Annotated in this window: 16 protein-coding genes; 9 read left to right on the top strand and 7 right to left on the bottom strand. The window is 62.2% G+C overall.

Annotation, left to right across the window (positions count from 1 at the left end; translation table 11 throughout):
• Positions 1 to 17 precede the first annotated feature (17 nt).
• The 4 genes from crcB to QCL51_RS09100 all read right to left on the bottom strand — a co-directional run bounded on the left by crcB (position 18) and on the right by QCL51_RS09100 (position 4,905).
• Positions 18 to 392 carry a fluoride efflux transporter CrcB gene (gene crcB, locus QCL51_RS09115; RefSeq protein ID WP_021782157.1) on the bottom strand — a complete coding sequence of 125 codons (375 nt, stop codon included), beginning with the start codon at positions 390 to 392 and terminating at the stop codon, positions 18 to 20.
• A complete protein-coding gene (locus QCL51_RS09110; RefSeq protein ID WP_010954809.1) occupies positions 389 to 1,714 on the bottom strand; it encodes a replication-associated recombination protein A in 1,326 nt (441 codons plus the stop codon). Before QCL51_RS09110 ends, crcB begins: the two co-directional genes overlap by 4 nt.
• 12 nt (positions 1,715 to 1,726) lie before the next feature.
• Positions 1,727 to 2,350 (bottom strand): outer membrane lipoprotein chaperone LolA, encoded by a 624-nt coding sequence (lolA, locus tag QCL51_RS09105; protein WP_021782156.1) that lies wholly within the window; start codon positions 2,348 to 2,350, stop codon positions 1,727 to 1,729.
• A gap of 62 nt (positions 2,351 to 2,412) precedes the next feature.
• A complete protein-coding gene (locus QCL51_RS09100) occupies positions 2,413 to 4,905 on the bottom strand; it encodes a DNA translocase FtsK (RefSeq protein WP_162149586.1) in 2,493 nt (830 codons plus the stop codon).
• 395 nt (positions 4,906 to 5,300) lie between these two features.
• Here QCL51_RS09100 and aat point away from each other — a divergent pair, with 395 nt between their 5' ends.
• The 3 genes from aat to infA all read left to right on the top strand — a co-directional run bounded on the left by aat (position 5,301) and on the right by infA (position 7,065).
• Complete coding sequence (aat, locus tag QCL51_RS09095) at positions 5,301 to 5,981, top strand: leucyl/phenylalanyl-tRNA--protein transferase (protein ID WP_021782154.1); 681 nt, start codon at positions 5,301 to 5,303, stop codon at positions 5,979 to 5,981.
• Between the two features lie 56 nt (positions 5,982 to 6,037).
• Entirely contained in the window at positions 6,038 to 6,745 is a 708-nt protein-coding gene (locus tag QCL51_RS09090; protein ID WP_021782153.1) for an arginyltransferase, read from the top strand.
• Positions 6,746 to 6,846: 101 nt separating this feature from the next.
• The gene (gene infA, locus QCL51_RS09085; protein WP_002553999.1) at positions 6,847 to 7,065 is read left to right on the top strand and encodes a translation initiation factor IF-1; all 219 of its coding nucleotides are present in this window, start codon (positions 6,847 to 6,849) and stop codon (positions 7,063 to 7,065) included.
• An 86-nt stretch (positions 7,066 to 7,151) separates the two neighbouring features.
• On the opposite strand, the gene clpA is transcribed toward infA, so the two are convergent.
• Positions 7,152 to 9,422 carry an ATP-dependent Clp protease ATP-binding subunit ClpA gene (gene clpA, locus QCL51_RS09080; protein ID WP_012051826.1) on the bottom strand — a complete coding sequence of 757 codons (2,271 nt, stop codon included), beginning with the start codon at positions 9,420 to 9,422 and terminating at the stop codon, positions 7,152 to 7,154.
• A 30-nt stretch (positions 9,423 to 9,452) separates the two neighbouring features.
• Positions 9,453 to 9,815, bottom strand: a complete 363-nt coding sequence (clpS, locus tag QCL51_RS09075) for an ATP-dependent Clp protease adapter ClpS (protein ID WP_003251220.1) — start codon at positions 9,813 to 9,815, stop codon at positions 9,453 to 9,455.
• Positions 9,816 to 10,045: 230 nt separating this feature from the next.
• On the opposite strand from clpS, the gene cspD reads away from it, so the two are divergent.
• Positions 10,046 to 10,312 (top strand): cold shock domain-containing protein CspD, encoded by a 267-nt coding sequence (gene cspD, locus QCL51_RS09070; RefSeq protein ID WP_021782152.1) that lies wholly within the window; start codon positions 10,046 to 10,048, stop codon positions 10,310 to 10,312.
• A gap of 71 nt (positions 10,313 to 10,383) precedes the next feature.
• Here the strand turns inward: cspD and icd are convergent, their stop codons facing one another.
• On the bottom strand, positions 10,384 to 11,640 hold the full coding sequence (gene icd, locus QCL51_RS09065; RefSeq protein WP_021782151.1) for an NADP-dependent isocitrate dehydrogenase: 1,257 nt from the start codon (positions 11,638 to 11,640) through the stop codon (positions 10,384 to 10,386).
• A gap of 414 nt (positions 11,641 to 12,054) precedes the next feature.
• Between icd and QCL51_RS09060 the strand changes: the two genes are divergently transcribed.
• The 5 genes from QCL51_RS09060 to purB all read left to right on the top strand — a co-directional run bounded on the left by QCL51_RS09060 (position 12,055) and on the right by purB (position 18,315).
• Positions 12,055 to 14,280, top strand: a complete 2,226-nt coding sequence (locus QCL51_RS09060; protein WP_028697665.1) for an NADP-dependent isocitrate dehydrogenase — start codon at positions 12,055 to 12,057, stop codon at positions 14,278 to 14,280.
• Positions 14,281 to 14,480: 200 nt separating this feature from the next.
• The gene (locus tag QCL51_RS09055; protein WP_103444676.1) at positions 14,481 to 14,921 is read left to right on the top strand and encodes an NUDIX hydrolase; all 441 of its coding nucleotides are present in this window, start codon (positions 14,481 to 14,483) and stop codon (positions 14,919 to 14,921) included.
• Between the two features lie 59 nt (positions 14,922 to 14,980).
• On the top strand, positions 14,981 to 16,105 hold the full coding sequence (gene mnmA, locus QCL51_RS09050; protein ID WP_021782148.1) for a tRNA 2-thiouridine(34) synthase MnmA: 1,125 nt from the start codon (positions 14,981 to 14,983) through the stop codon (positions 16,103 to 16,105).
• Complete coding sequence (gene hflD / locus QCL51_RS09045; protein WP_021782147.1) at positions 16,102 to 16,728, top strand: high frequency lysogenization protein HflD; 627 nt, start codon at positions 16,102 to 16,104, stop codon at positions 16,726 to 16,728. Before mnmA ends, hflD begins: the two co-directional genes overlap by 4 nt.
• Before the next feature lie 216 nt (positions 16,729 to 16,944).
• Complete coding sequence (gene purB, locus QCL51_RS09040; protein ID WP_010954819.1) at positions 16,945 to 18,315, top strand: adenylosuccinate lyase; 1,371 nt, start codon at positions 16,945 to 16,947, stop codon at positions 18,313 to 18,315.
• Positions 18,316 to 18,325: the final 10 nt, after the last annotated feature.

Genomic DNA, 18,325 nt, shown 5'->3' with positions numbered 1-18,325 from the left:
TATATGTAGGTGTTGGTTCAGAATCGGGTCAGGGACAGGCCAGCCCAGGTTGCGAGCAGCCCGCCCACCACGCTGATACTGGTATAGCCCAAGGCAAGGGGCACTTGCCCGCTTTCCATCAGGCGCACGGTATCGAGCGAGAAGGAGGAAAAGGTCGTCAGGCCACCGAGAAAGCCGACAATCAGGCCGGCGCGCAATTCGACCGGCGCCAGCGGCTTGTGCAAGAACAAGCCATAGAGCAAGCCGATCAACAGGCAGCCAACCAGGTTGACCGCCAGCGTACCGACATAGAAGTGCCGTGGCCAGTGGGCCGCTACCCAGTTGGTGGTAGCAAAGCGCAACAAGGTGCCGGCGATACCTCCCGCGCTGACCGCGGCGATGAGTGCAATCACGGTTTTCTCCGCTGGCGAGGGCTGTTGCGGTCAAGGTCGGCCAGGTGGCGCAGTTTCTCGCCAATTTTCAGTTCCAGGCCACGGGGCACCGGCTGATAGTACTGGCGCGGCTCCAGCTCGTCGGGGAAGTAATCCTCACCGGCGGCGTAGGCGTCGGGTTCATCGTGGGCATAGCGGTACTCGTCGCCATAGCCCAACTGCTTCATCAGTTTGGTCGGGGCATTGCGCAGGTGCAACGGCACCTCCAGCGAACCGTGCTCGGCCGCTTCGCGCAGGGCAGTCTTGAAGCCCACGTACACCGCGTTGCTCTTGGGCGCACAGGCCAGGTAGGTGATGGCCTGGGCCACCGCCAACTCGCCCTCAGGGCTGCCAAGGCGCTCCTGCACATCCCAGGCTGCCAGGCACAGGCTAAGCGCACGCGGGTCGGCATTGCCGATGTCCTCGCTGGCCATGCGCACCACGCGGCGGGCGATGTACAGCGGATCACAGCCGCCGTCGAGCATGCGGGCAAACCAGTACAGGGCGCCATCGGGGTTGGAGCCGCGCACCGACTTGTGCAGCGCGGATATCTGGTCGTAGAACGCCTCGCCACCCTTGTCGAAACGGCGACGACTGTCACCCAGCAGGCTCTGCAGCATCTCGACGTCGATCTCGCTGCCGTCTTCAGCCAGGTCCGAGGCATTCTCGAGGAAGTTGAGCATGCGCCGGCCATCGCCGTCGGCGGCGGCCATCAGCATCTTGAAGGCGTCGTCGCCCACCCGCAGGTTACGCTTGCCCAGGCCACGCTCTTCTGTCAGCGCACGGTTGACCAGCTTGCGCAGAGCCGCTTCGTCCAGGCTCTTGAGCACATACACCCGCGCCCGTGACAGCAGCGCGTTGTTCAGCTCGAACGAGGGGTTTTCGGTGGTGGCACCGATGAACAGCAGGGTGCCGTCCTCGACATAGGGCAAAAAGGCGTCCTGCTGCGACTTGTTGAAGCGGTGCACCTCGTCAACGAACAGGATGGTGCGACGGCCATACTGGCCAGCCTGCTGTTTGGCCACCTCCACCGCCTGGCGGATCTCTTTCACCCCGGCCAGCACCGCCGACACCGTTTCGAAGTGCGCATCACAGAACTGCGCCAGCAACCGCGCCAGCGTAGTCTTGCCGACCCCGGGCGGCCCCCAGAAGATCATCGAGTGCAGCGCACCTTGTTCCAGGGCCTCGCGCAGCGGTTTGCCGCGCGCCAGCAGGTGCTCCTGGCCGACGTACTCATCCAGGCTGGACGGGCGCAGGCGGGCGGCCAGAGGCTGGGCGACGGGTTCGCTTCGAAACAGGTCCATGGCGAGCTCTGGTTACTCCTTGATCACGTCCGCGCCCTTGGGGATGTCGAACTTGAACTTGCTGTCCGGTACCGCCTGGTTGGCCTTGACGCCATTGAACAGGATGTTGGTGCGCTGGCCGACGCTGTCGATCAGTTGCATGTCATTGATCAGGCCTTTGCGGAACGACACGCGCAGCGAGTCGAACAGGGTGTCCTTTGTCTTTGGCTTGAGGGTGAAGTCCATCACTTCGCCCTGCTCCTTGGACGCGATATCAAAGCTCTGGCTGATCTTCGACACGTCACCGGACAACAGCAGGGCTGGGGTCTGGTTCAGGCGCACGTCGAGCTTCTTGATGGTGGCCTGCTCCAGGTCCGGGTCCCACAGGGTGACGTTCTTGCCATCCGACACCACCACTTGCTCCTGCGGCGCATCGGTATGCCAGTAGAACAGGCCTGGGCGCTTGACCGTCATCTTGCCCGAGGTTTCCTGCAGGCTGACGCCATCGGCGCCCAGGGTCAGTTGGGAGAAGTTGGCCTCGATGGTCTGCGACTTTTCCAGCAACTGGGTCAGGCGTTGTACGTCTTGCTCACCGGCATAAGCAGTAACCGAGCCCAGGGTAAGGGCAGAAACCAACAGCATGCGAATCGCGCGCATGGGAATCCTCATTGAGCGTTGAAAAGGCCGGGCGCCACCGTTGGCGCCCGGCAGGGTGTTCATCAGTCGCGCGGGCCGCCCGGGGCTATCACTTCCCGCGAGCCGTTGCTGTTCATCGGGGTGACAACGCCGGCCATCTCCATCGACTCGATCATGCGCGCGGCACGGTTGTAGCCGATCTTCAGCTTGCGTTGCACGGCAGAAATGGAGGCACGACGGCTCTCGAGCACGAATTGCACCGCTTCATCATACAGCGCGTCGGTTTCGGCATCGTCACCGTCGCCACCACCGCCGCCGCCATCAAAGCCGCTACCGGCTTCTTCAACGCCGTTGAGAATGTCGTCGTTGTAGTCCGGGGCACCACGCAGCTTCCACGCCTCGACCGTGCGGTGCACTTCGTCGTCGGACACGAACGCGCCGTGTACCCGGATCGGCAGGCTGGTGCCCGGCGGCATGTACAGCATGTCGCCATGGCCCAGCAGCTGTTCGGCACCGCCCTGATCGATGATGGTACGCGAGTCGATCTTGCTCGACACCTGGAACGCCATACGGGTCGGGATGTTGGCCTTGATCAGGCCGGTGATCACGTCCACCGACGGGCGCTGGGTGGCGAGGATCAGGTGGATACCCGCCGCTCGCGCCTTCTGCGCGATACGGGCGATCAGCTCTTCGACCTTCTTGCCGACGATCATCATCATGTCGGCGAATTCGTCCACCACCACCACGATGGTCGGCAGGGTTTTCAATGCAGGCGGCTCATCATCCATGCTCTCACGGCGATACAGCGGGTCGTGGATGATTTCGCCTGCTTCCTGGGCGTCCTTGATCTTGCGGTTGAAACCGGCCAGGTTACGCACGCCCATGGCCGCCATCAGTTTGTAGCGCCGCTCCATCTCCGCCACGCTCCAGCGCAGGGCGTTGGCGGCGTCCTTCATGTCGGTGACCACCGGGCACAACAGGTGCGGGATGCCTTCGTAGATCGACAGTTCAAGCATTTTCGGGTCGATCATGATCAGCCGCGCGTCTTCCGGGCTGGACTTGAACAGGATCGACAAAATCATCGCGTTCACACCCACCGACTTACCGGAGCCGGTCGTACCGGCTACCAACAGGTGGGGCATCTTGGCCAGATCGGTGATCACCGGCTTGCCGCCAATGTCGTGGCCCAGCGCCAGCGTGACGGGCGATTTCTGCTCATCGTACTGCGACGTGGCCAGCACTTCGGAGAAGCGCACCATCTGGCGGTTTTCGTTGGGTATCTCGATACCCACCGTGGTCTTGCCAGGGATGACCTCGACCACTCGCACACTGGTCACGGCCAGCGAGCGCGCCAGGTCCTTGGCCAGGTTGGCGATGCGGCTGACCTTCACGCCGGCGGCCGGCTGAATTTCGTAACGGGTAATCACCGGGCCGGGGTGGATCGAATCCACCGTCACTTCAACACCGAACTCCTTGAGCTTGATTTCCAGCAACTGACCGACGCCGGCCAGGGATTCTGGCGAATACTCGATCTTCTTCTGCTCGGCCGGGTCGAGAATGGAAATCGAAGGCAAGGTGCCCTCCACGGCGCTGTCGACAAACAGCGGCGCCTGCTTTTCCTTCATCGCCCGCTTGCTCGGCTCCGGCGCCCTGGCGGCTGACGGCGGCACAATGGTGGGCGCCGGGTGCTGCTGGCGGGGCACCACGGTTTCACGCGGCGTCAATGCCTCAGGCGCCGTTTCACGCGGCGGTACAATCGGTTCGCGTGCAAGGGTCGGCTCAACCGGCTGGGCGGGTTTTTCTTCACGCTTGAGGATGCGCTCGCGCAGCGACGGCTTGGCCGGCTCGCGCGTCTCGGCAGCCATTGGCGCAGCCTTGAACACCGGCTCGTCCTCGCGCAGCTGTGCCTCAAGGCGCTTGCGCTCGTTGCGCGCATCCCACCAGCGGGTGGCCGCGCCCTGCACCAGTTCGAGCAGGTCGAGGGTGATCTTGCCTGTCAGGTCCATCACCTTGAACCACGACAGGTCGGTGAAGACGGTCAGGCCGAACAGGAACAGGGCAATGAACATCAGCGTGCTGCCCTGCACGTTCAGCAGGTTGCGCGCCAGATCACCCAGGCTTTCGCCCAACGCACCACCGGCGGAGAACGGCAGGCCGGCTGACGGATGGAAGTGGATATGTGCCAGCGCCGCCCCCGACAGCACCAGGAACACCAGGCCAATCAGCCGCCAGGAGAACAGCCAGCCGCTCCAGTCCCACGGCTGGTGGCGTTCGCGGAAAATCTGCCAGGTCTTGACCGCCAGCAGCAGCGGGAAAATATAGGCGAAGTAACCCAGCACCATGAACAGGATGTCGGCAAAGTAGGCACCGGCACGCCCGGCAGCATTCTGCACCTGGTCGACGTTGCTGGTGTGGCTGAAGCCCGGGTCCGAGGTGTCGTAGGTCAGCAGCGCCATCCACAGGTACAGGCACAGGGCGCCGACAGCGATCAACGCACCTTCCTTGAGGCGATAATGCAGCTGCTGCCGCCACAGTGGCACAGGCAATGGAGCTGGAGTTGCGGTGGATTTCTTCAAAACGCGTCTATTCCTGCGCGTGGTGCGCGTCCAATAGTGATCGGCCGCTGCGCGACCAACGAACCACTACTTTTAACATTACTGCCCGCCAGCCGCCATGGCGGCACGCCGTATGGGGGTTTGGCCGGAGGCGAATTCGTATAGCTGCAATTTGAGCACGCATTTTCTTTTGTGACAAAGGCTTATGCTGTGTTTTTGCACAGGTGTGACAGCAAATGTAGCGGATGGTGCCTGCGGTTTGATGAATGTGTAGGAAATTGCCTAAATTGCCGTGCCCCTCTGTAGGGGTAGCCTTGTGCAGGGTACCGCGCCGGCGTTGAGGCACCCAAAGAGATTGACCCCGCTTTTGACCCAAGCCATGCTGCCCTCTCCCCTCCCCCACCGCACGATAGACCATGCTCACCTGGCTGACCCGCGATTCGCTGACCTTCCCACCCCTGGAAAAGGCGCTGCACGACCCCAACGGCCTACTGGCCGCCGGCGGTGACCTGAGCCCCGAGCGCCTGGTGCAGGCGTATCGCCACGGCTGCTTCCCGTGGTACCAGGACGGCCAACCGATCCTGTGGTGGTCACCTGACCCGCGCACGGTGTTGTTGCCTGACCAGCTGCATGTGTCGCGCTCGCTGGCCAAGCTGATGCGCCAAGGCCGCTACCAGGTCAGCTTCGACACCGACTTCCCGGGCGTGATCGCCGCCTGCGCCGCACCACGCGATTACGCTGACGGCACCTGGATCACCGACACCATGCGCAACGCCTACTGCGAGCTGCACCGCCGCGGAATCGCTCATTCGGTTGAAGTTCGCCAGGACGGCGAACTGGTCGGAGGCCTTTATGGCCTGGCCATGGGCCAGCTGTTCTTTGGCGAATCGATGTTCAGCCGCGCCGACAACGCCTCCAAGGTCGGTTTCGTGACCTTGGTCAACCACCTGCGAGACGCCGGCTTCGTGCTTATCGACTGCCAGATGCCCACCAACCACCTGCACAGCCTGGGCGCCCACGCCATCAGCCGTGCCGAGTTCGCCAACTACCTGGCACGCCACCTTGACCAGCCCAACAGCGCTTCATGGGTTGCCTAGGCGAGTTCCCGTAGCTGGCTTACACTTAAAACAAAGTCTCACCGAAGGGGTTGATCATGACAGAGTTGGCGCGGTTGAAGTTCTATGCCACTCAGCCCCACTCCTGCAGCTATCTGCCGGAAGAGCAGGCGACCACACTGTTCCTCGACCCCAGCCAGCCGATGGACGTACATGTGTACGCCGATTTGTCGGAAATGGGCTTTCGTCGCAGTGGCGACCACCTGTACCGCCCGCACTGCCAGAACTGCAACGCCTGTGTGCCGGCGCGCATCCCGGCGGCGCGCTTCATCCCCAACCGCCAGCAGCGGCGCATTCTCAAGCGTAACGCCGACCTGACCGTAACCGCAGCACGCCCGGCGTTCAGGGAAGAGTATTTCGAGCTGTACCGGCGCTATATCGAAACGCGCCACGCCGACGGCGACATGTACCCGCCCAGCCGCGATCAGTTTTCCACCTTCCTGGTGCGCGACCTGCCGTTCTGCTGGTTTTACGAGTTTCGCCTGGAAGGCCGGTTGATGGCGGTGGCAGTGTGCGACCTGCTGCCCAATGGCCTGTCGGCGGTATACACCTTCTACGAGCCGGACGAGGAGCGCCGCAGCCTTGGCCGTTTCGCCATTCTCTGGCAGATCACCGAAGCGCTGCGCCAGAACCTGGACGCGGTTTACCTGGGCTACTGGATCAAGAACTGCAAGAAGATGAACTACAAGACGCAGTACCGGCCTATCGAGCTGCTGATAAACCAGCGCTGGGTCACCCTCAACTGAAAGCATTGGCTTGACACGCAGTTTTCCGGCATAATCCACGCCACTTTTTTGCCCGGTGCGGATATGCGTCGGGCTAACACTGGATCCGAGGGCTCAACTGCATGTCGAAAGAAGACAGCTTCGAAATGGAAGGTACTGTCGTCGACACCCTGCCCAACACCATGTTCCGCGTGGAGTTGGAAAACGGGCACGTCGTAACCGCGCACATCTCCGGAAAGATGCGCAAGAACTACATCCGTATTCTCACTGGCGACAAGGTCCGCGTCGAGCTGACGCCGTACGACCTGAGCAAGGGCCGCATCACCTACCGTGCGCGCTAAGCTCAAGCCATGAAAAAGCCCGGCCAGGTGCCGGGCTTTTTTGTGCCTTATGAAATTGCAAGGGGCCGCCAAGCAGCCCCTGCACATCACGCGACCTCAGCCGTGGTCTCGAAGTCGAACACAAGTTCGCCATCGCGCAGGTCGACGTGCACCACGCCACCGTGCTCGGCCAGCTCGCCAAACAGGATCTCCTCGGCCAAAGGCCGCTTGATCTTGTCCTGGATCAGCCGCGCCATTGGCCGCGCACCCATCTGCACGTCATAGCCCGACACCGCCAGCCAACCGCGCGCTTCATCGCTGACTTCCAGCAGCACACGCTTGTCTTCCAACTGCGCCTGCAGTTCGATAAGGAACTTGTCGACGATGCTTTTGATCGTCTCCGTGCTCAGGCGGCCAAACTGGATGATGGTGTCCAGACGGTTGCGGAACTCTGGCGTGAAGCTTTTGCGGATCACTTCCATGGCATCGGACGCATGGTCCTGATGGGTGAAGCCGATCGACGCCCGCGCCGCGGTTTCTGCACCGGCGTTGGTGGTCATGATCAGGATCACGTTACGGAAGTCGGCCTTGCGCCCGTTGTTGTCGGTCAGGGTCCCGTGGTCCATCACCTGCAGCAGCAGATTGAAGACTTCCGGGTGGGCCTTCTCGATTTCGTCGAGCAACAATACGCAGTGCGGCTGTTTGGTGATCGCCTCCGTCAACAAGCCACCCTGGTCAAAACCGACATAACCCGGCGGCGCACCAATCAAACGCGACACGGTGTGACGCTCCATGTACTCAGACATGTCGAAACGCACCAACTCCACACCCAGCGCCTTGGCCAGCTGCCGTGCCGCTTCGGTCTTGCCGACGCCGGTAGGGCCGGCGAACAGGAACGAACCCACCGGCTTGTCTGGCGACTTGAGGCCGGCACGGGACAGCTTGATCGCGGTGGCCAGCGAGTCGATTGCCTGGTCCTGGCCAAACACGGTCAGTTTCAGGTCGCGCTCAAGGTTACGCAGCAATTCCTTGTCGGAACTGGTGACATGCTTCGGCGGAATACGCGCAATCTTGGCGACGATGTCCTCCACTTGCGGCACATCGATGCGCTTGACGCGATTGGCCTCCGGCTGCAGGCGCTGGTAAGCGCCAGCCTCGTCGATCACATCGATGGCCTTGTCAGGCATGTGCCGGTCATTGATGTAGCGCGAGGCCAGTTCGGCGGCGGCGCGCAGGGCTTCGTCGCTGTACTCGATGTTGTGGTGGCTTTCGAAACGCCCTTTCAGGCCGCGCAGAATGCCCACGGTGTCTTCGACCGATGGTTCGCTGACATCCACCTTCTGGAAGCGACGCGCCAGGGCGCGATCCTTCTCGAAGATGCCGCGAAACTCCTGGAACGTGGTCGAACCGATGCAGCGGATTTCACCCGACGACAGCAGCGGCTTGAGCAGATTGGAGGCGTCCATCACCCCGCCCGACGCCGCACCGGCACCGATGATGGTGTGAATTTCGTCGATGAACAGGATGGCCTGCGGACGCTTGCGCAGCTCACCGAGCAGCGCCTTGAAGCGCTTCTCGAAGTCACCACGGTATTTGGTACCGGCCAGCAAGGCGCCCAGATCGAGGGAGTACACCACGCTCTGCGCCAGCAGGTCGGGCACCTGACCATCGACGATGCGCTTGGCCAGGCCTTCGGCGATGGCCGTCTTGCCCACGCCTGCCTCACCCACCAGCAGCGGGTTGTTCTTGCGCCGGCGGGCCAGGATTTGCGCCACACGCTCCACTTCCTGCTCGCGACCGACCAGCGGGTCGATGCGGCCGGCACGGGCCAGCTCGTTCAGGTTGCTGGCGTAGGCGTCCAGCGGGTTGCTCGAAGAGGAGGTTTCACCGCCCTCTTCGTCCTGCATGTCCTGGTCGCTTTCAGATTGCGCACCATGCCCTGGCACCTTGGAGATGCCATGGGCGATGTAGTTGACCACGTCGATACGGGCCACGCTCTGCTGCTTGAGCAGGAACACGGCCTGGCTTTCCTGTTCGCTGAAGATCGCCACCAGCACGTTGGCGCCGGTCACTTCGCGCTTGCCAGAGCTTTGCACGTGGAACACGGCACGCTGCAGCACGCGCTGGAAGCCCAGGGTCGGCTGGGTTTCACGGTCTTCGTCGTTCACAGGGATCAACGGCGTGGTGGAATCGATGAACTCTTGCAGGTCGTGCTTGAGCTTGTCGAGATTGGCGCCACAGGCGCGCAGAACGGTCGCGGCAGCCTCATTGTCAAGGAGTGCCAGCAGCAGATGTTCGACGGTCATGAACTCATGACGCTTCGAACGGGCCTCCTTGAAGGCAAGATTGAGGGTGACTTCGAGCTCGCGGTTTAACATAGCTTCACCTCATACCCAAGTGGTCGGCGATTAACCGTCCTTCTCGATTTCACAGAGTAGCGGATGCTGGCTTTCCCTGGCGTATTGGTTGACCTGCATAGCCTTTGTTTCGGCGATGTCACGGGTAAACAATCCGCACACTGCCCGCCCTTCGGTATGGACGGTCAGCATGATCTTGGTCGCCAGCTCGCGGTTCAGACTGAAGAACGTCTCGAGCACTTCGACGACGAAATCCATTGGCGTGTAGTCATCGTTGAACAAAACCACCTTGTACATCGGTGGCGCCTGCAGGATCGGCTTGGCTTCCTGGACTGCAAGACCTGAGCCGTCGTCCTCATTCGATTGCGGGCGATCCTGATTGAATGTTAGTCGAATCTCACTAGGTGCATGCATGGAAAGAATTTCATCATGAGCGTCAGGTTAAGGTTGCGGGTTGACTGCACAGGCCACCGCCAGCGCAGGCGCCGCGTGACCTTGACTATCGGCAAAACGGTGTTACAACCAATAAGAACCCACCGTGGGCGATAAAGATCCGCGCAGTCAACCAGATTTTTCGCAAGGTTCGTATGCGGATGAAGTGGATGATACTCCAGTGATGGAGTCCTTTGCAGAGGGACATAGGGATGGCAAGCGGTAAAGTCAAGTGGTTCAACAATGCCAAGGGCTATGGATTCATCAATGAGGAAGGTAAATCCGATGACCTGTTCGCCCATTATTCCGCCATCCGAATGGACGGATACAAAACCCTGAAGGCAGGCCAGGCCGTGGTATTCGACATCGTCCAGGGCCCGAAAGGCTTGCACGCCATCGAAATCAAGGATGCTGCGGCCGCCGCGGCAGAGACTGCCAGATCCATCGGCGAGCCGCAAAGCGAAACCGCAAAAGCCTGACTGCCTGCACTGTGCCGGTATACGAAACAACCGGCCGCTTCTTTACAGAAGGCGGCCGGTTTTCTGTTGTTTCACATGTGCTTGATCATTTCGTCGCCAAAGCCTGAGCTGCTTACCAGCTTGGCGCCGTCCATCAGGCGCTCGAAATCGTAGGTCACGGTCTTGGCCGCAATGGCGCCATTGGTGCCCTTGATGATCAGGTCCGCAGCCTCGGTCCACCCCATGTGGCGCAGCATCATCTCTGCCGAGAGGATCACCGAGCCCGGGTTGACCTTGTCCTGCCCGGCATACTTGGGTGCAGTGCCGTGAGTGGCCTCGAACATGGCCACGGTGTCGGACAGGTTGGCGCCCGGTGCAATGCCGATACCGCCCACTTCCGCCGCCAGGGCATCGGACAGGTAGTCACCGTTGAGGTTGAGGGTGGCGATCACGTCGTACTCGGCCGGGCGTAGCAGGATCTGCTGCAGCATGGCGTCGGCAATGGCGTCCTTGACGATGACCTCGCGGCCGGTCTTGGGGTTCTTGAACTTCATCCACGGGCCGCCATCGAGCAGTTCAGCGCCGAACTCGTCACGCGCCACCTCGTACCCCCAGTCCTTGAAGGCCCCCTCAGTGAACTTCATGATGTTGCCCTTGTGCACCAGGGTCAGCGATTCGCGGTCGTTATCCACCACGTATTGCAGGGCCTTGCGCACCAGTCGCTTGGTACCCTCCTTCGACACCGGTTTGACACCAATGCCGCAGTCCTGGTCAAAGCGGATCTTGGTGACACCCATTTCCTCTTTAAGAAACTTGATCACCTTGTCCGCCTCGGGCGATCCGGCTTTCCACTCGATGCCGGCATAGATGTCTTCGGAGTTCTCGCGGAAGATCACCATGTCGACATCGCCAGGCTTTTTCACCGGGCTCGGCACACCCTGGAACCACAGCACCGGCCGCAGGCACACATACAGGTCCAGTTGCTGGCGCAGGGCCACGTTGAGCGAGCGGATGCCACCACCGACCGGGGTGGTCAGCGGCCCCTTGATCGATACCACATAATCCCGCACGGCATCGAGGGTTTCCTGTGGCAGCCAGGTATCCTGGTCATACACCTGGGTGGCTTTCTCGCCAGCGTACACCTCCATCCAGGCAATCTTGCGCTTGCCGCCGTAGGCCTTCTCCACGGCGGCATCGACCACCTTGATCATCACCGGCGAGACATCGACGCCGATTCCGTCGCCCTCGATGTAAGGAATGATCGGATGATCAGGCACATTAAGCGAATGATCTGCATTGACGGTGATCTTGGCGCCGTCGGTCGGAACCTTGATTTTCTGGTATCCCATGCTTGCACTACTCCGCTGTCGGGTGTGGTTTGGACATCGTGCGATCCACTGAGCCTAAACCACATCTGCCGACCTGCAAGGCATGCGACAACCCGCCACATTGCCGCTTAGTCTTTGGTCTTATAAATGGGCCGATATCACTTGGCCTTGCTGATTAGCCCAAATGGTTTGGTATACTCCGCCGCGACCGAAGGGTCATCGGGGCGAATCCCAGGAAAATGCGGACCGCCCTAGGCCATGAATGGCCACTAAGCCTGGGTTGTTACCGCACCCCAGCACTTGACGCTCGACTGATGCATCCACCATCACCGCTCGCAGCCTCTCGACTTTCCGCTCATGGCGCTGCCAGGGCGATGCGCCTACCCTGCGCACCACGAGACTCGAGCACGCTCAGCACACAGAGAGTTAACCCGCATGCCCACCCGTTCCAAGATCATCTATACCTTCACCGACGAAGCCCCCGCCCTCGCCACTTACTCGCTGCTGCCGATCATCGAAGCGTTCACCGCTTCGGCTGACATCGCTGTCGAAACTCGCGACATTTCCCTGGCTGGCCGTATCCTTGCCGCCTTCCCGGAGCAACTGGGCGCAGAGAAGCAAGTAGGCGATCACCTGGCGGAACTGGGCCAGCTGGCTACCACCCCTGAAGCCAACATCATCAAGCTGCCGAACATCAGCGCCTCGGTACCGCAGCTCAAAGCCGCGATCAAGGAACTGCAAGGCAAGGGCTTCAACATCCCTGACTACGCCGACGAGCCGGCCACCGCGGAAGAAAAAGAATCCCGTGCCCGCTACGACCGCATCAAGGGCTCCGCCGTGAACCCAGTGCTGCGCGAAGGCAACTCCGACCGCCGCGCGCCGCTGTCGGTCAAGAACTACGCCCGCAAGCACCCGCACAAGATGGGCGCCTGGGCCGCTGACTCCAAGTCGCACGTTGCCCACATGACCCAGGGCGACTTCTACGGCAGCGAAAAAGCCGCACTGATCGAAGCTGACGACAGCCTGCGCATCGAGCTGGTCGGCAAAGACGGCAGCACCACCGTGCTGAAAGAAAAGACCGCCGTCAAAGCCGCCGAAGTCATCGACTGCGCCACCATGAGCCGCAAGGCCCTGAAAGCCTTCATCGCCGAGCAGATCGCCGATGCCAAGGCCGCCGGCGTGCTGCTGTCCGTGCACCTGAAAGCCACCATGATGAAGGTCTCCGACCCGATCATGTTCGGCGTCATCGTCGAAGAATTCTACAACGACGTGCTGACCAAGCACGCCGCTGCCCTGGCCGAAGTAGGCTTCAACGCCAACAACGGTATCGGCGACCTGTACGCCCGTATCAAGGACCTGCCAGCCGACAAGCAGGCCGAGATCGAAGCCGACATCCAGGCCCTGTACGCCGAGCGCCCGGCCCTGGCCATGGTCAACTCCGACAAAGGCATCACCAACCTGCACGTGCCGAGCGACGTGATCGTCGACGCCTCGATGCCGGCCATGATCCGTGACTCGGGCAAGATGTGGAACACCGCAGGCGAACTGCAAGACGCCAAGGCCGTGATCCCGGACCGCTGCTATGCCGGCATCTACCAGGCCACCATCGAAGACTGCAAGGCCAACGGCGCCTTCGACCCGACCACCATGGGTAGCGTGCCGAACGTTGGCCTGATGGCGCAAAAGGCCGAAGAGTACGGCTCCCACGACAAAACCTTCCAGATCAACACCGATGGCGTCGTGCGCGTGGTCGATGGCAAGGGCAACGTGGTACTGGAGCAAAACGTTGAAGCCGGTGACATCTTCCGCATGTGCCAGACCAAGGACGCACCGATCCAGGACTGGGTCAAGCTGGCCGTCAACCGTGCCCGCCTGAGCAACACCCCGGCGGTGTTCTGGCTGGACCCGGCCCGCGCCCACGACGGCGTCATGATCGAGAAGGTGCAGAAGTACCTGAAAGATCACGACACCACCGGCCTGGACATCCGCATCCTGGCACCGGTCGATGCCATCAAGTTCTCCCTGGCCCGCATCCGCGAAGGCAAGGACACCATCTCGGTGACCGGCAACGTGCTGCGCGACTACCTGACCGACCTGTTCCCGATCATGGAACTGGGCACCAGCGCCAAGATGCTGTCGATCGTGCCGCTGATGAGCGGCGGCGGCCTGTTCGAAACCGGCGCCGGCGGTTCGGCTCCGAAGCACGTACAGCAGCTGGTTGAAGAAAACTTCCTGCGTTGGGACTCGCTGGGTGAATTCCTGGCCCTGGCCGCTTCCCTGGAGCACCTGGGCAACACCTACGACAACCCGCGCGCCAAGGTTCTGGCCAACACCCTGGACCAGGCTACCGGCAAGTTCCTCGACACCAACAAGTCGCCGTCGCGCAAAGTCGGTGGCATCGACAACCGCGGCAGCCACTTCTACCTGACCCTGTACTGGGCCGAGGCCTTGGCTGCTCAGTCGGACGACGCTGCCCTGCAGGCACGCTTCGCACCGCTGGCCAAAACCCTGGCAGAGAACGAAGCGACCATCGTCGCCGAGCTCAACGCCGTTCAGGGCAAGCCAGCCGACATCGGCGGCTACTACGCCCCGGATGCCGAGCTGACCGCCAAGGTGATGCGCCCAAGCCAGACCCTGAACAGCGCAATTGCTGCCCTGTAAGGTTCGCTTGAAGTAACAGCACAAACCCCGGCCACGCACCGGGGTTTGTGCTTTCTGGATCGGGGCCGCTGCGCAGCCCTTCGCGGGGTTGCCCGCCCCACAGGAAGGTGCTGCCAGCAAGACCTGCACTGCACCTGTGGGAGCGGGCGAGCCCGCGAAGGACCGCAAGGCGGTCCCGGCAATCTGAAAGGACATGGCAAATGACCTGGCAACCCCACATCACCGTCGCCACCATCGTCGAGCACGAAGGCAAGTTCCTCTTCGTCGAGGAATTCAAAGCCAACCAGCACGTCTTCAACCAGCCTGCCGGCCACCTCGAACCCAACGAGACCCTGCCCCAGGCCGCCCTGCGCGAAACCCTGGAAGAAACCGCCTGGGAAGTCGAGCTGACCGGTGTGGTCGGCATCTACCTGTACACCGCCCCCAGCAACGGCGTGACCTACCAGCGCGTCTGCTTCGCCGCGCGCCCCGTGCGCCATCATGCCGACCTGGCACTGGACAGCGACATCGTCCGCGCCGTGTGGCTGACCCACGACGAACTGCTGGCCGACCCAACCCGCTGGCGCAGCGAGCTGGTGCCACGCTGCCTGGATGACTATCTCAACGGCCCGCTGCACAGCCTCGACCTGCTACGCGACTGACGCGGCGCCACGGGTTTGATAGAATCGGCGTTTTTCCCCCTTGATACACACCGGTACCCATGACCAGCCCAGCACTTAAAGACCCCGCCAAGACCCGCGTCATCGTCGGCATGTCCGGCGGCGTGGACTCTTCCGTCTCAGCCCTTCTGCTCATCGAGCAGGGCTACCAGGTGGAAGGGCTGTTCATGAAGAACTGGGAAGAGGACGACGGCACCGAATACTGCACCGCCCGTGAAGACCTGGCCGACGCCCAGGCCGTGTGCGACCGTATCGGCATCAAGCTGCACACCGCCAACTTTGCTGCCGAATACTGGGACAACGTGTTCGAGCACTTCCTTGAGGAATACAAGGCTGGCCGCACCCCCAACCCCGACATCCTCTGCAACCGCGAAATCAAGTTCAAGGCGTTCCTCGACTACGCCCTGTCGCTGGGTGCCGACCTGATCGCCACCGGCCACTACGTGCGCCGCCGCGATACTGGCGCACTCACCGAACTGCTCAAGGGGCTGGACCCGAACAAGGACCAGAGCTACTTCCTGCACGCCGTCGGCGGCCAGGAAATTGCCCGCACCCTGTTCCCGGTCGGCGAACTGGAAAAGCCCGAAGTGCGTGCCATTGCCGAAAAACACGGCCTGGCCACGGCCAAGAAGAAAGATTCCACCGGCATCTGCTTCATTGGCGAGCGCCGCTTCAGCGACTTCCTCAAGCAGTACCTGCCGGCCCAGCCGGGCGATATTGAAACCACCGAAGGTGAAGTGATCGGCCGCCACCATGGCCTCATGTACCACACCATCGGCCAGCGTCAGGGCCTGGGCATTGGCGGCCTGAAGGATGCCAGTGACGAACCGTGGTACGTGCTGCACAAGGACCTGGCTCGCAACGTGCTGGTGGTCGGCCAGGGCAACGAGCACCCATGGCTGTTCTCCCGTGCCCTGCTGGCCTCGGAGATTTTCTGGGTCAACCCGGTCGACCTCGGCAACCCACGTCAGCTGACTGCCAAGGTGCGCTACCGCCAGAGCGACCAGCGATGCACCCTGGAGCGCACCGCCAGCGGCTACCGCGCCGTGTTCGACGAGCCTCAGCGCGCCGTTACCCCTGGCCAGTCCGTGGTGTTTTACGATGGTGAAGTGTGCCTGGGCGGCGGCGTGATCGAGGCTGCCGAGCCGTGGAGCCCGCGCGCATGAGCAACCTGCAGGAACAGCTGATTGCGTTGGGTGGTGTGTTCCAGGCCGCCGTGCTGGTCGACCGCATCGCCCGCACCGGCCAGGCCAGTGAAGCCAATATCGGCTGCATGCTGGGCAGCCTGCTGGTGCGCGACCCCAAGGACACCCTGGAGGTGTTCGGCGGTGACGACCTGAACCTGCGCGACGGCTACCGAGCGCTGATCGGCGCCCTTGAGCGCGACCCCAACAGCCTGCAACGTGAGCCGCTGCGCTACGCCCTGTCGATGCTGGGCCTGGAGCGCCAGCTGAACAAGCGTGGCGACCTGCTGGACACCATCGGCAACCGCCTGCCGCAAATCCAGTCGCAGGCCGAGCATTTCGGCCTGGTTCACGAAAACGTCATCGCTTCCAGTGGAGCTTTGTACCAGGACACCCTGAGCACCTTGCGCCAGCGCATCCAGGTGCACGGCGACATGCGCTTCCTGCAGCAGCCCAACAACGCCTCGAAGATCCGCGCCCTGCTCCTGGCCGGCATCCGCGCCGCGCGACTGTGGCGGCAGCTGGGCGGGCACCGCTGGCAGCTGGTGTTCAGCCGGCGCAAGTTGCTGAACGAACTGTACGACATGATGCGCAGCCCCAGCTGACGGGCTGCACTGCCCTTTGTGGGAGCGGGCTTGCCCGCGAAGCAGGCGACGCGGTGTATGGCACCGGCTACGCCGGTGTTCGCGGGCATGTCCGCTCCCACAGGGTCTGCCACCCGATCCAAATTTGGGCCGACCTTTGGTCAGCCACCCGACCTGGGCGCATTTTTCATGTATGATATGCGCCCTTCCAAAAGCCTGACTGTCCGAGAACACCCCATGCAGCTTTCTTCGCTCACTGCGGTTTCCCCTGTAGACGGCCGTTATGCCGGCAAAACCCAGGCCTTGCGCCCCATTTTCAGCGAATTCGGCCTGATCCGTTTCCGCGCCCTGGTCGAAGTGCGCTGGCTGCAGCGCCTGGCCGCCCACCCGCAAATCGGCGAAGTGCCGGCGTTCTCCGCCGAAGCCAACGCCCTGCTGGACAGCCTGGCCACCGATTTCAAGCTGGAGCACGCCGAGCGCGTCAAGGAAATCGAGCGCACCACCAACCACGACGTCAAGGCCATTGAATACCTCCTCAAGGAGCAGGCCGCCAAGCTGCCTGAGCTGGCCAAGGTCAGCGAGTTCATCCACTTCGCCTGCACCAGCGAGGACATCAACAACCTGTCCCACGCCCTGATGCTGCGCGCCGGCCGCGACGAAGTGCTGCTGCCGCTGATGCGCCAGGTCGCCGACGCCATCCGCGCCCTGGCCCACGCCCACGCCGAAGTGCCAATGCTGTCGCGCACCCACGGCCAGCCAGCTTCGCCGACCACCCTGGGTAAAGAACTGGCCAACGTCGTGTATCGCCTGGAGCGCCAGATCGCCCAGGTTGCCGCCGTACCGCTGCTGGGCAAGATCAACGGCGCCGTGGGCAACTACAACGCCCACCTGTCGGCCTACTCGCAGATCGACTGGGAAGAAAACGCCCGCGCCTTCATCGAAGACGAACTGGGCCTGCAGTTCAACCCGTACACCACCCAGATCGAGCCGCACGACTACATCGCCGAGCTGTTCGACGCCATCGCCCGCTTCAACACCATCCTGATCGACTTCGACCGTGATGTGTGGGGCTACATTTCGCTGGGTTACTTCAAGCAGAAGACCGTCGCCGGCGAAATCGGCTCGTCGACCATGCCGCACAAGGTCAACCCGATCGACTTCGAAAACTCCGAAGGCAACCTGGGTATCGCCAACGCGCTGTTCCAGCACCTGGCCAGCAAGCTGCCGATCTCGCGCTGGCAGCGTGACCTGACCGACTCCACCGTGCTGCGCAACCTGGGCGTGGGCTTTGCCCACAGCGTGATCGCCTTCGAGGCCAGCCTGAAAGGCATCGGCAAGCTGGAAGTCAACGAAGCTCGCATCGCCGCCGACCTGGACGCCTGCTGGGAAGTGCTGGCCGAGCCGATCCAGACCGTGATGCGCCGCTTCAACATCGAAAACCCCTACGAGAAGCTCAAAGAGCTGACCCGTGGCAAGGGCATTACCCCAGAAGCGCTGCTGACCTTCATCGACGGCCTGGACATGCCAGCCGAAGCCAAGGCCGAGCTCAAGCAGCTGACCCCCGCTACCTACATCGGTAACGCGGCAGCCCAGGCCAAACGCATCTAAGCTGAGCGTC

This window comes from Pseudomonas sp. LTR0 (assembly GCF_036630035.1).
Lineage (GTDB): Bacteria > Pseudomonadota > Gammaproteobacteria > Pseudomonadales > Pseudomonadaceae > Aquipseudomonas > Aquipseudomonas putida_Y.
Note: the sequence above shows the minus strand (reverse complement) of the source record. Positions and strands in the feature narration are given on the sequence as shown.

Coding starts and splice junctions, on each gene's coding strand:
- lolA (WP_021782156.1), bottom strand. CDS start 2,350: ATGCGCGCGATTCGCATGCTGTTGGTTTCTGCCCTTACCCTGGGCTCG.
- QCL51_RS09110 (WP_010954809.1), bottom strand. CDS start 1,714: ATGGACCTGTTTCGAAGCGAACCCGTCGCCCAGCCTCTGGCCGCCCGC.
- clpS (WP_003251220.1), bottom strand. CDS start 9,815: ATGCATGCACCTAGTGAGATTCGACTAACATTCAATCAGGATCGCCCG.
- QCL51_RS09060 (WP_028697665.1), top strand. CDS start 12,055: ATGCCCACCCGTTCCAAGATCATCTATACCTTCACCGACGAAGCCCCC.
- QCL51_RS09055 (WP_103444676.1), top strand. CDS start 14,481: ATGACCTGGCAACCCCACATCACCGTCGCCACCATCGTCGAGCACGAA.
- infA (WP_002553999.1), top strand. CDS start 6,847: ATGTCGAAAGAAGACAGCTTCGAAATGGAAGGTACTGTCGTCGACACC.
- clpA (WP_012051826.1), bottom strand. CDS start 9,422: ATGTTAAACCGCGAGCTCGAAGTCACCCTCAATCTTGCCTTCAAGGAG.
- QCL51_RS09090 (WP_021782153.1), top strand. CDS start 6,038: ATGACAGAGTTGGCGCGGTTGAAGTTCTATGCCACTCAGCCCCACTCC.
- hflD (WP_021782147.1), top strand. CDS start 16,102: ATGAGCAACCTGCAGGAACAGCTGATTGCGTTGGGTGGTGTGTTCCAG.
- cspD (WP_021782152.1), top strand. CDS start 10,046: ATGGCAAGCGGTAAAGTCAAGTGGTTCAACAATGCCAAGGGCTATGGA.
- aat (WP_021782154.1), top strand. CDS start 5,301: ATGCTCACCTGGCTGACCCGCGATTCGCTGACCTTCCCACCCCTGGAA.
- mnmA (WP_021782148.1), top strand. CDS start 14,981: ATGACCAGCCCAGCACTTAAAGACCCCGCCAAGACCCGCGTCATCGTC.
- purB (WP_010954819.1), top strand. CDS start 16,945: ATGCAGCTTTCTTCGCTCACTGCGGTTTCCCCTGTAGACGGCCGTTAT.
- icd (WP_021782151.1), bottom strand. CDS start 11,640: ATGGGATACCAGAAAATCAAGGTTCCGACCGACGGCGCCAAGATCACC.